Raw genomic sequence first — 13,216 nt, forward strand, 5'->3', positions numbered from 1 at the left:
AGGAACGTTGAAACAGCCTGTATTCGGTATATTCGAACGTGAGGGCAGGGTTTATACGGAAATCGTTCCTGATTGTAAGAAGCAGACCTTGCAAGACATTATACTGGGTAAAGTCAGCTTGGACAGCGTCATCTATTCTGACAGTTGGCGTGGATATAGCGGATTGGTTGATGTGGGTTATAGCAAGCATTTGCGAGTTAATCACGGACAAAACGAATTTGCTCATGGCAGCAGACACATCAACGGTATAGAAAGTTTTTGGAGTTTCACCAAAAGAAGGCTTGCAAAATTTAACGGTGTAAGCAAAAATTTCGAATGGCATTTGAAAGAATGCGAATGGCGCTGGAAGCAGAGTATTGATGATTTGGAAAAACATTTATGGTCGCTTCTGCAATAAATTATACCAATCACTCTGCTAGTCTAGAGCCATGAGAATATATGCTAATATAGTTTCAACATATCTTTTTTGAAGCCGATTTTTCAGGAGAAACCATGAACCTCGCAAGGCAAAAAATCCCCTTTATCAGCCTGTTATTCGCGCCGATACTGGCGCTTTATCTGCTTTGTATGTATTGGCTTACTCACAAATCCGAATGGGGAACGGCATTCGCTCTGATCGGCAATTTGATGTTTATTTTCTGCAATGCCTATGTCGCTTTGGCACTGAATTGGGCGCAATTATGGCAGAGCGAACAAAGCAAGCGCCTATGGATGCTGATTATGGGCATTATTGCCCTCGTTTTTTGCCTGATGCTGTGGCAGAAAGCCCATTGGAAGGCTTTTTTCGGCACAGGGCGGTCGGAGACTTACCTCTTTCTGCTGATGTTCTGCCACTCCATCGTCTGCCAGCTGCTGATTTATTTGGGCATTGTCCGCCTCAGCCGACGCAATGCTTTTAGTCTCGACAGCAATTTGCTGATTGTCTTTAACCGCTATTTCAGCAGTGCCTTTTTGCTGACGATATTTGCGCTGCTGTTTGCGATTGTATTGGGACTGGGTTTCGGATTGCTGTATTTGCTCGGTCTGTCCTTGAGTCCGGAAGCGATTTTTGCCATCATCGGCTTAACGCTGGGCAGCATTCCCGCTTTCTTATTGCTGATTCCGGTGCAAGCACGTCCCTACCCCTTCCCCTATCTGTTTATTTTCCAATGGATTGCCTTGGCATTTATCGGCATCTATCTCGCCATTTCCCTGCTGCGCCTCGACATCAATATCAACAGCGGCATGCGTCTGAGCATCGCCGCCTTTTTATGGTTAATCGCCGTCATTGCGCATGATCCCAAAAAACCGCAGATACTGCTGAATACGCTGACAGCTGCCGTCGGTTTGATACTGGTTGCCATGAGCTTATACGGCATCGGACTGCGTTTGCACAGCCAAGGCATCACGGAAAGCCGCTTAAGCATTCTATGCCTTGCCCTGCTGCTTTTTATCGGCTTTATCGGTATCGGCATCAAAGCCTTATCCGGCGGTAAAGCCATCAGCGACCGCCTATGCACCTACACGCTCGGCATCATGACCGCCGCTTTGGCCATCTTTATCTTCCTGCCGCTGCCGCAATGGACATTAGAGAGCCAAACGGCGCGCTATTTAGACGGACGCAAAAACGCCGAACAATTATTGAGAGAAGACCGCTATTTCTTCCAGCAATACGGCGAAGCGGGTGAAGCCGCATTGAAGAAACTGGTCGTCCATTATCAAATTGATAATATAGAAGGCGAGCATGGTATCGAAATAGACAGCATGAATTACGAACTCTGGAAACAGCGTCTGCCGGCGGACATCGACCGCTATTTCCGCCGCATACCGGCAGATATGCCGCTGCCCGACAGTCTGCGCGAATCCCTGCTCAATCATTTATGGCGCAGCGACGAAAAATACTTGCAGCGCGTATTGAACAGCGAAGATCCCGATGCCGCCCTATTTATCATCCGCGCAGTCGATGCCGACCAAAACCCCGCCACCCCCGAATGGCTGGTACTGCCAAAGAATAGCAACTCATACTTCTATCATTACCGCCTCATCTCAAACACAGAGACAGAAGAAGAGCGATTGGAAGAAAACTATCTGTATTTTTATGATGAGGCAAATAGCGCCGCTATCGTTGCGCAATTTGCACAAGCGCCGCTGGATTACCGCCCGCCGCGTTACGAATACCATAACATTCTCATCGGCGAAGGCGAAGAGCAAATCCACTTGGAAATGCCGCTTCTCGAAAGATAAGACCGGCGCAATAAAAACGCCGCGTAGCGCGGCATTTTTATTGCATTTTCAATCGCTTTTCTTGCAGGTAGAAATTCCTAGCAAGCGCCATATCGGGCAAAAGCTGATGGCGGCGGTAGCGATAAAAATCGCCCCTAAATAGCCCCACCAGCCAATCGTACCTGTTGCCGCTAAAACCACCAGCAACAAACCTAAAACGCCGCGTGCAATACGTTCCATTTTTCCAAGATTACAAGGCATAAGGATTCTCCAGATAAGAATTAACGATTCCAGGGCATACGCGCCAATAAACGCGCCATGCCGCAGTAGCCGGACAGACCTGCAAACAGCAGCCCTGCACCGACCATTCCTGATAAATACATGAATGCCGGTGCGACAGTCAGGCTCAATATCACGCCCAGCAAGACCAAAGCGCCGGCAATAATTTGCACTTGGCGCATAATATCCAACGCAAAACCGCTTTTTTTAACTATCGGCAATTGCGCCTGTTTCTAAGCATTAATACCGCCCTCTAATAGGAACACTTCCTGCCCTTCTGCCGCCAAATCTACCAAAGCATCGGCATGACTTTGCGTGCGCATACCGCTTAAGCAGGTAAAAATCAGGCTGCCTTGCTTGGGCAATTGCGCGGTATTCAATGTGTCCAAAGGCAGAGATAGAGTGCCTGCAATCTGCTGAATCCTATATTCCGCTTGACTGCGCACATCAATCAGCGTCGCGCCTTGATGGATTTTTTCCTGCGCTTGCCGCGCATTGATAGAGACGATTGGCATTATTTTCCTTCCTCAGAACAAAAAATAGCTTGTAAGACTTCAAGTATGCGAATCGTGCGTTCATCGCTAAGCGAGTAATACAAGGTCTGCCCTTCGCGGCGATAACGGATGAAATGTTCTTCGCGCAATTTTGCCAAATGCTGCGACAAAGCCGATTGGCTTAATGTGCTGCGCTCTAGCAATTGCCCGACGCTCATCTCACCCATCTCCGCCAATAAGCACAGGACTTGCAAACGGTGCGCATTGCTCAAGGTTTTGAGAAATTCCGCCGCTTGTTCACTCTGCTGCTCAAAAGAAAACTTTTCTAATTCAGTCATACTTGCACCGTTTCTAATTTAGGCTTTTCTAATGTTTATGTCAACTATATTTTTGCATCGACTTATAAAAATCTCGCCAATCCCGTGCTGCGCCGCGTAGGTTGATGGATGGCGGTTCGCAAAGTCGCAGCTTGAGCGTACAGAGATAATTGCTCTTTGGCGCGCGTAATTCCCGTATAAAGCAATTCGCGGCTTAATAATTTGTCTTGCTGCCCTGCCGCCAATACCAATGCCACATGCTTAAATTCCGAACCCTGCGATTTATGAATCGTCAGCGCATAGGCTTCCTGCAAATGCGCAGGGTTAAGGCGTTCAATCAGCACTTGCTTGTGCGGCAAATGCAGGCGCAGGCGTCCGTTTTCGTCTTCCAAACATAGTCCGATATCGCCGTTAAAAACTTCATTGCGATAGTCATTGGCGGTAATCATCAGCGGTAAACCGTGAAAATGTCCGCCGCGATAGGCAAGATTGAGCTGTTGCAAATGGATATGACGCAGGCGGCGGTTGATTTCCGCCGTACCCAATACGCCGTGATGCGAGGCAAGCAAAATGCGGTATTCATCAAATGTGCTCAATAAGGTTTCCGCTGCCGTACCTGCATTTAAGGCGGCAAAATACGGGGCATAGCCCTGTGCCAATTGCTGATAAATGCCGCTTTCCACTTCATAATGATGAATATCGTCATAATCGGCAAAACAAGCCGTCAGATTTTCCACCGCGGCATCGTCTTGCAAGACCAGACGCGCCAATTGCCCAATGCCGGATTGCGCGCCGAAACGGCGGCTTTCCCGTAAGGTAACCAAAGCGCCGCGCAAACGCGGATGGCGGGATAAATCTTGCAAAACAGCCCCCGCCTCCACCGCCGCCAATTGATCGGCATCGCCTAATAAAATCAGACGCGCGTCCGCCGCCACCGCCGCAAATAATTGCGCCGCCAATTCCAGCGACAGCATCGAGGCTTCGTCAATAATAATTACACGATGCGGCAAAGGATTCTCACGATGATAATAGGTCTGCCCTTCGCCGTTAATGCCGAGCAGACGGTGCAGGGTTTGCGCGGCGGCAATTTCAATTTCCGCACCGGCTTCTTTCAAAGATTTGTTCAAGGCTTCTTCCATACGTTTCGCCGCCTTGCCTGTGGGCGCGGCAAGCGCCAGACGTTCCGTCTGCCCTGCTGTCGCCAATAAAGCCACCAATTGCGCCACCGTAAAGGTTTTGCCTGTTCCCGGCCCGCCGTTAATCATCGTAAAACAATGGTTTAATGCCTGATGCACCGCTTGATACTGCTCCTGATTCAAAGGTCGGCAATAGGCGGCAATCGTCGCCTCGTCCACATCCAAAGGGGCAGGAACTGCTGCCAAACGCGCCTGAATATCCTTGGCAAGCGACTGTTCCGACTGATAAATACGGTTAAGCCACAAATACTCGCCATCGCTTAGCAAAGGTGCTGCATATTGCCCCTGCCGCACATCGCCAATCAAGAGCGGATGATTGATGGCAGGTTCTGTCAATTCACTCAACTCCAGCAGGGTATGTCCTGCTGCCAAAGCGCTTTGCACCGCCGTAAAGGCCTCTGTAAACGCCGCCTTTTCCACTTCACTCCCAAAACGGCGCAGCCAATAATCCGCCATTGCTCCGTCTATTTCCGCTTCTGCTTTCATTTCAACCCTTATTCCAAAAGAAAATAGCAGCGCTGCTTTACGCGCCTGTGATTGCAGGTTAGCATAGCACGCTTTATCACTAGCACTTGCCGATTTACCATTACCTCCATGAACTTCCAAGCCATTAACCGCATCGCCATGTGGCGCGTCTTCATTTTGTCCATGTCGGGCTTTATTTTTAACACCACCGAATTTATCCCCGTCGCCCTATTGACCGATATCGGCAAAAGTTTTGCCATGAGCGCCGAGCAGACCGGCATCATGATTACGCTCTATGCTTGGATTGTCGCCCTCTGCTCCCTGCCCTTTATGCTGCTTACCACCCATATCGAGCGGCGCAAATTACTGCTGATATTATTCGCGATTTTTATCACCAGCCATATTATCTGCGTGATTGCTTGGAATTTCCCCGTGCTGATGATCGGGCGCATGGGCATCGCCTTTGCCCATAGCGTCTTTTGGGCGATTACCGCCGCTTTGGTCATGCGCGTCGCCCCGCGCAGCCGCAAAACCCAAGCCATCGGGCTATTTGCCATGGGCGTATCCCTTGCCACCGTCTTAGGCTTGCCGCTGGGACGCCTCATCGGACAATTCTTCGGCTGGCGCATGACCTTTGCCATCATCGCTATCATTGCCAGCCTGATTATGATTGCCCTGTGGCGCATACTGCCACAGCTGCCAAGCAAAAACTCGGGCGATTTAAGCAGCTTAAGCAGCCTCATCCGCCGCCCCGCCCTGCTCTGTCTGTTTGCCGTTACCGTGATTTTCGTCAGCGGGCATTTCACCGCCTACAGCTACATCGAACCCTTCGCCCTGAAAATCGGCGGCTTCTCGCCCAGTCATACCACCCTGATTTTGCTCTGGTTCGGCATTGCCAGCATCATCGGCAGTCTGGTATTCAACCGCTTCCAACCGCCGCTCAAACAGCATTATCTACCGCTCTGCCTCTTTATCAGCGCCGCCATGATGCTGCTCTTCGCGCCCATTCTCGGCAGCAAAACCCTGTGGATTATCCTGCTGCTCATCTGGGGCATTGCCGAAATGGGCGTTATACTCTGCTTACAAATCCGCGTTTTAAAACTCGCTCCCGATGGCACTGATGTCGCCAGTGCCATCTACTCGGGCATTTTCAACCTCGGCATCGGCGGCGGCGCGCTCATCGGCAGCCAAATTGCCGCCAGCAGCTTAGGGCTGAACAGCATCGGCTACATCGGTACGGTATTCGTACTTACCGCCTTCGCCCTTACCCTGTGGCTGAACCGTCTCAGCCGCCATCTTTACCGCTAAAGGAAGACCATGCGCCAAATCATCTTTGATACCGAAACCACCGGCATGAACAAAAGCAGCGCCGACAAAGCCGAAGGACACCGCATTATCGAACTCGGCTGCATCGAAATCATCGACCGCCGCCCCACAGGCAACACCCTGCATCTCTACTTCAATCCGGAACAAGAAGTTGACCCTGAAGCCGTCGCCGTACACGGATTGGACAACAAACGCCTTGCCAAAGAACCGCTCATCGGGGACAAATGGGAGGAAATCGAAGCCTTTTTAGACGGCGCAGATGACCTCATCGCCCACAATGCTAGTTTTGACTGCCAATTCCTCAACCGCGAACTCACCCTAGCCCGACGCGGCTACCGCATTGAAGAAAAATTCAATATTATCGACACCCTAGTGCTCGCCAGAAAAGAATTTCCGGGACAACGCGTCAACCTCGATGCCCTGTGCAAACGCTTTAACATCGACAACAGCGGACGCGAAAAACACGGCGCCCTGCTCGACAGCGAACTGCTGCTCGAAGTCTATCTCAAACTCACCGGCGGACAATCCGCCCTCTTTGGCGCGCCGCAAGAAACAGCAGCGCCGCAAAGAAAACAAAGCGCAAACCGCAGCCATACTCAAGCAGCAGACAGCACATTTACATGGCTCGCCGCCCAAGCTGGCGAAAAAGAAATCTCGGCACATCAAGCTATTATAGACAGCCTGCGCCGTTAATCACACAAAAAAGCCGCCCATTAACGGCGGCTTTCCATCTTTTAGCATTTCTGTAAAAACAATAAGCTGATTATTGCGACCAAGATCCGTCCTGACGCTGTGCTTCCACGCCGATGCTGCCATAGACCCGCGTTTCGCCGACCTCATTGCTAATCCCCACATGATTGCCCTGCGAAATGCGCGGCGGCTGACCCACCGGTGAAAATTCCGCCCTACCTTGTACCTGCGGCGCCTGCTGACAAGCTGTCAAACCCAAAATAGTCATTCCTGACAATAACAAAGCCTTCATCACACTTCCCCGTCTAAAAATACCGATTATACGCGCTTTTGCCGCATGAGCTATATCAAGGCAATCGTTAAAAAAGTTTTGTATATTTTCAAAACAAACAAATTTGATTATCATAGCCCCGCAAAAGGAGATTATTATGCATTTACGTTTAGCTCTCATTGCTGCCCTCTCTGCCGCTCTGCCCACCTTTGCCAAGGACTGTCCCCTACCTAAAGGTTTTAACGCAGTCGAGCCCTTTGCCGCAGAAATCAGCGACAGCAAAATGCCCGAAGGCTACGTCTTATTCAACCTCTGGGCATTGTGGTGCGCGCCCTGTCGCGAAGAACTGCCGCTACTCGATGCTTATCTCGCAGAAAAACCCGAATCATTAAGTGTATTTGCGCTTAATCTCAATGACGGCGAAGAAGCCGCCGCCACTCTATTTAAAGACCTGAATATTCAGCACCTCGAGCCGCACAGCAGCGCAGATACGGAATTACTCGGTCAATTCAAAGCGGTAGGACTTCCTTATACCGCCATTATTCGCGACGGCGAAGTCATCGCCGCTAAAAACGGTATCTTAAAAGAAACCGACAGCATTACCGATTTCATCACTTGTCAAACAGGAGAAAATCCATGAAAAAACTCGCTCTTGCCCTTGCATTAGCCCTACCCTTTGCCGCTCAAGCCGCAGACACCGCCAGCAACCAACTCAGCGAATGCTATATCCAAGAAGTCATTCCGGGTAAAAACATGACCGGCGGCGGCTTCCTGCTGCAACACAGCGGCAAAGCGCAGAAAATCGTCAAAGCGGAAATTCCCAGCATCACGGAAACCGTCGAAATGCACGACATGATTATGAAAGACAATGTCATGCAAATGCAGCAAATCATGGAATATCCCTTAAAAGAAGGCGAGAACCGCTTTAAAAAAGGCAGCTTCCATCTCATGCTCATGAACATTGCCGAAGACAAATTTCCCGCAATCGGCTCAATGCATACGGTAAAACTCAGCCTAGATGATGGCGAAGTCTTAGAATGCGAGGCAAAAGTGCTGAGTGTCGCCGAAGTCATGGCGCTTTTTGAAATCAAAGAAGATAAGGCGCATGCCCATCACGGTCATCATGGACATGGCGACAAACACGGGCACGGCGACAAAGCCGCTCCCGCCGCACACAAACATTAAGATCTACAGCCGATATCGCAGGATATCGGCTTTTTTTCAGATACCCTTCATTCAGCGATTAAAACAAGCCAAGAACCTATCATGGCTATCTTAATCGGGTCTAAGCGCATTTTTCCCTGCAATTTGCCATAAACGCGCCACATTTTCCGCAGTAGAAATTAAATTCTCGCGCCCTGCTTGCAAGGTATTTTCCAAGCTGTCTATTTGGCGGATAATCGGAAAGACCGCATCTACACCGGCTTCATATACTGCAGGATAATCCTCGCGCAGACTGCCAACGATAGCAATGACCGGTTTACCGACGGATTTGGCCAGTTTCGCCACACCGATAGGCGTTTTGCCGTGCACGCTTTGTCCGTCCATACGCCCTTCGCCTGTGACAACCACATCGGCATCTGCAATTGCCGCCGCCAAATCCACCGCTTCAATCACCATTTGCACACCTGAACGCAATCGCGCCTGCGGCAATAACATCAGACCGCCGCCCATGCCGCCCGCCGCACCGGCACCTTTCGGCGTTTGAATATCTATGCCCAGTTGGGCTTGTACCTGTTCGGCAAAATGGCGCAAGGCGGCATCAAGCCTTTGAATATCCGCCTTTGTCGCCCCTTTTTGCGTACCGAAAACCGCAGAAGCCCCCTGTTCCCCGCACAAAGGATTATCCACATCGCAAGCCACTTCAATCCCCGTTTCCTGCAGGCGCGGTTCCAGCCCGCTCATATCAATCTGCGCCAAATCAGCCAATGCCGCGCCGCCAAAGGGCAGGGATTTTCCCGTCTTATCGACAAATTTTGCTCCTAAAGCCTGCAACATGCCCACGCCGCCGTCATTGGTAGCGCTGCCGCCGATGCCTAAAATAATACGGCGCAATCCCTTATCCAATGCGGCACTAATCAGCTCGCCGGTACCGTAACTGGTACTTATCAGCGGATTGCGTTTGTCCGTCGGCACCAAATGCAAGCCGGAGGCTTCCGCCATTTCAATCACGGCACTTTGTCCGTCGCCCGTCATACCCCAAGAAGCGGAAATCTTATTGCCCAAAGGCGCGGTGACTTGCGTGCTGAATTTCTCGCCCTGCGTGGCATCGACAATCGACTGCACCAAACCTTCGCCGCCGTCAGCCATCGGCACCAGCCGATATTGCGCCTGCGGCAAAATACGCTGAAACCCTTCGGTAATCGCCTCGGCAACCGCCAAGGCGGTCAAACTTTCTTTAAAAGAATCGGGCGCTATCACTATTTTCATGATTTTCTCCTCTTAAATCAGCAGCAAAGATAAGACATAAACGCTCAATATGCCTGTGATACCCATGATAAAAGTTAGAGCGGTTTGCGTGCGATAACCCTGCTGCGGCGTGAGTTTGGAAAAATTCGTCACGACCCAGAAATAGCTGTCATTGGCATGGGATACGCACATCGCGCCGGATGCAATCGCCATCACGGTCAATGCCGCTGCTATTGCCGTGTTTAAGCCTAAGGCGGTCATCATCGAGTCATCGGCATGGAACATGCCCATGATGGAAGCGGTAGTAATAATGGCTACCGTCGAACTGCCTTGGGCGGTTTTCAAAATAGCGGAAATCAAGAAGGGGAAGAAAATGCCGACGCTGCTTAAATTCTGTGCATTTTCTTTGATATATTGCACAAAACCCGCTTGCGTAATCACATTGCCCAATACGCCGCCTGCCGCCGTAATCAGCAAAATTGGACCGACCATCTGCAACGTATCGTTTGTCAATTGATTAAATTGCGGCATTTTGCCCGTATCCGCCAGCAGCGCTATCGCCGCCAATACGCCGATAGCCAAAGCAATCACCGGACTGCCCAAAAATAAGCACAATTGCGCAAATCCGCCGCTAAAGCCCGCAATTTTGACCACAGACCCCAAAGCCATAAAGAAAATCGGCAAGACAATCGGGGCAAGACTAAGCAGGGCATTTGGCAAGCGCCCGTAATGCCGTAATAAATCTTCATAGCTTTGCTGCACCTCGGCATCGCTTGCCTGCTCTTGTTCTGCAAGCGGCATCTGCTTGCTAATATATTTGGCAAACAGATAACTGGCCAATAAGACCGGTAGAGAAACCAAAATACCCACACCGATTACTAACAGCAAATTGCCTTCCAAACCGACTGAAGCCGCTGCCGCAATCGGACCGGGCGTCGGCGGAATAAACACATGAGCGGCATATAAACCGGCGCTCAGCGCCACTGCCAAAGCCGCAGGATGCGCGAGTAATTTTTTACGAATCGCCTCGCGGATAGGATTTAAGACCACAAAACCGCTGTCGCAAAAAACGGGAATACCCACAATCCAGCCCATCAGCAACATCGCCAATTCGGGACGCTTCTCGCCCACACGCCGCACCACCATATCGGCCAATTTCAAAGCGGCACCTGTTTTTTCCAAGACCATGCCGATAATCGCCCCGAAAATAATCACAATGCCGATGCTTTTGAAAATCGCACTAAAACCGTCGCCGATAATGCCCGGAATGCTCGCCAAAGGCAGATTCGCCACCAAAGCCAAAGCTAGCGACACCGCCATTAAGGCTAAAAAAGGATGCACGCGCCATTTGGCAATCATAAAAATCATCAAAGCAATGGCGATGACAAAACACACAATCAATCCGATACCTGTCATACAAACTCCTCTATATATTTTTTGCTGAAAACATTTGCCGCAAGCCTGTCATGCCGGTGCAAACGCCCTAGCATTGTATGCTATTTTCCAAACAAAACCATTGTAAAAATATTATTTAAATTCATATTATTAAAATAAAAAACCAAGTCAAACATAAAATCGTCTCGACGGATAACAGACAAAGGATAATTTTTTCCCTGCGCCGAATTCCGCTAAAATACCTCTTTTTTCTTAAGGACAAGCACATGATTGATAATGAAGCCTTTAAAGCCGCTATGCGCCTCTTCGCCAGCGGCATTACCGTCATCACATGGAAAACCGCCGCCGCGCCTATCCAAGGTATTACCGTCAGCGCCTTTTCCTCCCTCTCGCTCAATCCGCCTTTGGTCTTATTTTGTGTAGATCATCAAGCGCATATTTACCCGGAACTCAGTCAGCAGCAGCATGTCTGCGTGAATATTCTCGCCGCAGGACAAACCGCCCTCGCCTACCAATTTGCCGGCGGCGACCGCAATCACTTAGAAGCCCATCTGCATCATAACAATGCCCTTGCCCTACCCATGCTCAAGCAAGCCCAAGCCAATTTGCTCATTAATATCCAAAACATCATCCGACAAGGCGATCATGACATCTTCGTCGGCTTGGTCGAGGAAAGCGCCGTCTATCCGGAACGCGCACCGCTGCTGTATTACAACAGCAACATCAGCGACGGCGTCTAAGCATGGCGCTCATCGACTGCCTACGCGCAGCCAATAACGCGTGCGCGGCGGATTATCAAGCCCTATATATCGCCGGACAGCGTGTCGGGCTCATCCGCCGTACACAGAAAAACCTGCTTGCCGATTACGGCTTTCATCTACACGCCCAAGGTGAGGCATTGCATTGGCAAAGCCAAGGCGATTGTGCCGCCAACACAGCTTTTCTTGCCGATATCTGCCGACAAATGGAAAAAGACGGCATTTTGCAAGGCTGGCGCGACGAGCTTTATCCCATCGCCATCGATTACCAACAGCCCCCGCTAGCCTTAGTCGAACGTGCCGCCATGCCGCTTTTCGGCGCACGCGGCTATGGCGTGCATGTCAACGGACTGGTGCAGAAAACGGACGGCATCTATATGTGGCTGGGCAAACGCGCCGCCGATAAACCCACCTCGCCGAACAAATTGGATCAAATCGCTGCCGGCGGACTGCCCTACGGCATCAGCGTCTTTGCCAATATGCAGAAAGAATGCGCCGAAGAAGCCAATATTCCCGCCGCCCTCAGCGCGCAAGCCCGCGCCGTCGGTATGGGCAGCTATTATCATGAAGTGGCAAACGGCATCCGCGCCGATATGATGTTTTTCTACGATCTATGGCTGCCCGTGGATTTTATCCCCAGCAACAGCGACGGTGAAGTTGCGGAATTCTTCTGCTACCCGATGGCTGAAATCATCGCCATGCTGCGCCAAGACAATCATTCCATCAAATACAATTCCGCGCTGACAATCATCGATTGCGCCATTCGCCATCAGCTCATCACGCCCAACGAAGCGCATTATCAAAGCATCTGCCACCTCCTGCGCGCACAAGACCATTTCGGGGAAAATTTTCCCGTATAAAAACCGAAAACTAAAAAATTCTGCGGAATTTTTCGCCGCAAAGGCTTGCAAGGCTGAAAAATTCCGCTATAATTCGCGCTTCCATTTTTGATGGGTCGTTAGCTCAGTGGTAGAGCAGTTGGCTTTTAACCAATTGGTCGAAGGTTCGAATCCTTCACGACCCACCATCTTTATTATCTCCTTTTTTAGGGGGTCGTTAGCTCAGTGGTAGAGCAGTTGGCTTTTAACCAATTGGTCGAAGGTTCGAATCCTTCACGACCCACCATTTTTTATCTCTTTAGCAATTTGCCATAAAAATTTGCCTCAGCAATCTGAGTATCTTAGGCTCTAGACTAGCAGAATCACTCTGTTAGACTAGAAAAATGAGATACAACAGTAAATTAAGCACATATCATCTCAAAAAAATTATTCGACACTTTTGTGCCGATATTGAAGCCTCAAAAACCGCTTTGCTGACCGGTTTTAATCGCAATACCATCAATCATTGGTACAACATCTTTCGTCAGGAAATCTATCGCCATCAGAGTGAACTTAAGGAACAACTCTATGGAAGC

General features: G+C 50.2%; 14 protein-coding genes, 2 tRNA genes and 2 pseudogenes. 11 read left to right on the top strand and 7 right to left on the bottom strand.

Annotation, left to right across the window (positions count from 1 at the left end):
* Together ACJHVI_RS09115 and ACJHVI_RS09120 are read left to right on the top strand one after the other, a co-directional pair.
* A partial coding sequence (locus tag ACJHVI_RS09115) for an IS1595 family transposase (RefSeq protein WP_483184424.1) occupies nucleotides 1-397 on the top strand: 397 nt, incomplete at its 5' end.
* 95 nt (nucleotides 398-492) lie between these two features.
* Complete coding sequence (locus ACJHVI_RS09120; RefSeq protein ID WP_483184425.1) at nucleotides 493-2,223, top strand: DUF4153 domain-containing protein; 1,731 nt, start codon at nucleotides 493-495, stop codon at nucleotides 2,221-2,223.
* A 48-nt stretch (nucleotides 2,224-2,271) separates the two neighbouring features.
* On the opposite strand, the gene ACJHVI_RS09125 is transcribed toward ACJHVI_RS09120, so the two are convergent.
* The 4 genes and pseudogenes from ACJHVI_RS09125 to recD all read right to left on the bottom strand — a co-directional run bounded on the left by ACJHVI_RS09125 (nucleotide 2,272) and on the right by recD (nucleotide 4,974).
* Nucleotides 2,272-2,463 carry a YgaP family membrane protein gene (locus tag ACJHVI_RS09125; protein WP_483184426.1) on the bottom strand — a complete coding sequence of 64 codons (192 nt, stop codon included), beginning with the start codon at nucleotides 2,461-2,463 and terminating at the stop codon, nucleotides 2,272-2,274.
* A gap of 20 nt (nucleotides 2,464-2,483) precedes the next feature.
* Nucleotides 2,484-2,996, bottom strand: a pseudogene (locus ACJHVI_RS09130) (rhodanese family protein).
* Nucleotides 2,996-3,313 (bottom strand): ArsR/SmtB family transcription factor, encoded by a 318-nt coding sequence (locus tag ACJHVI_RS09135; protein WP_483184427.1) that lies wholly within the window; start codon nucleotides 3,311-3,313, stop codon nucleotides 2,996-2,998. Before ACJHVI_RS09135 ends, ACJHVI_RS09130 begins: the two are co-directional and overlap by 1 nt.
* Nucleotides 3,314-3,375: 62 nt before the next feature.
* Nucleotides 3,376-4,974, bottom strand: coding sequence for an exodeoxyribonuclease V subunit alpha (gene recD / locus ACJHVI_RS09140; protein WP_483184428.1), 1,599 nt, complete (start codon nucleotides 4,972-4,974; stop codon nucleotides 3,376-3,378).
* A 108-nt stretch (nucleotides 4,975-5,082) separates the two neighbouring features.
* Here recD and ACJHVI_RS09145 point away from each other — a divergent pair, with 108 nt between their 5' ends.
* Nucleotides 5,083-6,261, top strand: a complete 1,179-nt coding sequence (locus ACJHVI_RS09145) for a sugar transporter (RefSeq protein ID WP_483184437.1) — start codon at nucleotides 5,083-5,085, stop codon at nucleotides 6,259-6,261.
* Nucleotides 6,262-6,270: 9 nt separating this feature from the next.
* Entirely contained in the window at nucleotides 6,271-6,972 is a 702-nt protein-coding gene (dnaQ, locus tag ACJHVI_RS09150; protein ID WP_483184429.1) for a DNA polymerase III subunit epsilon, read from the top strand.
* Between the two features lie 70 nt (nucleotides 6,973-7,042).
* Here dnaQ and ACJHVI_RS09155 read toward each other — a convergent pair whose 3' ends face one another.
* Nucleotides 7,043-7,261, bottom strand: a complete 219-nt coding sequence (locus ACJHVI_RS09155) for a hypothetical protein (RefSeq protein ID WP_483184430.1) — start codon at nucleotides 7,259-7,261, stop codon at nucleotides 7,043-7,045.
* A 136-nt stretch (nucleotides 7,262-7,397) separates the two neighbouring features.
* Here ACJHVI_RS09155 and ACJHVI_RS09160 point away from each other — a divergent pair, with 136 nt between their 5' ends.
* A complete protein-coding gene (locus ACJHVI_RS09160; protein ID WP_483184431.1) occupies nucleotides 7,398-7,880 on the top strand; it encodes a TlpA family protein disulfide reductase in 483 nt (160 codons plus the stop codon).
* Entirely contained in the window at nucleotides 7,877-8,425 is a 549-nt protein-coding gene (locus tag ACJHVI_RS09165; RefSeq protein WP_483184432.1) for a copper chaperone PCu(A)C, read from the top strand. Before ACJHVI_RS09160 ends, ACJHVI_RS09165 begins: the two co-directional genes overlap by 4 nt.
* A gap of 90 nt (nucleotides 8,426-8,515) precedes the next feature.
* On the opposite strand, the gene ACJHVI_RS09170 is transcribed toward ACJHVI_RS09165, so the two are convergent.
* Nucleotides 8,516-9,670 (bottom strand): glycerate kinase, encoded by a 1,155-nt coding sequence (locus tag ACJHVI_RS09170; protein ID WP_483184433.1) that lies wholly within the window; start codon nucleotides 9,668-9,670, stop codon nucleotides 8,516-8,518.
* A gap of 12 nt (nucleotides 9,671-9,682) precedes the next feature.
* Complete coding sequence (locus tag ACJHVI_RS09175; RefSeq protein WP_483184434.1) at nucleotides 9,683-11,065, bottom strand: GntP family permease; 1,383 nt, start codon at nucleotides 11,063-11,065, stop codon at nucleotides 9,683-9,685.
* Between the two features lie 245 nt (nucleotides 11,066-11,310).
* On the opposite strand from ACJHVI_RS09175, the gene ACJHVI_RS09180 reads away from it, so the two are divergent.
* The 5 genes and pseudogenes from ACJHVI_RS09180 to ACJHVI_RS09200 form a co-directional block, all read left to right on the top strand.
* Nucleotides 11,311-11,784, top strand: a complete 474-nt coding sequence (locus ACJHVI_RS09180) for a flavin reductase family protein (RefSeq protein WP_483184435.1) — start codon at nucleotides 11,311-11,313, stop codon at nucleotides 11,782-11,784.
* A 2-nt stretch (nucleotides 11,785-11,786) separates the two neighbouring features.
* Nucleotides 11,787-12,662: an NUDIX hydrolase gene (locus tag ACJHVI_RS09185; RefSeq protein WP_483184436.1), complete on the top strand. Its 876-nt coding sequence runs from the start codon at nucleotides 11,787-11,789 to the stop codon at nucleotides 12,660-12,662.
* A 92-nt stretch (nucleotides 12,663-12,754) separates the two neighbouring features.
* Nucleotides 12,755-12,829, top strand: a tRNA-Lys gene (locus ACJHVI_RS09190).
* Nucleotides 12,830-12,852: 23 nt separating this feature from the next.
* Nucleotides 12,853-12,927, top strand: a tRNA-Lys gene (locus tag ACJHVI_RS09195).
* A gap of 97 nt (nucleotides 12,928-13,024) precedes the next feature.
* Nucleotides 13,025-13,216: pseudogene (locus tag ACJHVI_RS09200) on the top strand (IS1595 family transposase); the annotation flags it as partial.

The sequence above is a fragment of the Suttonella sp. genome, from assembly GCF_056855035.1.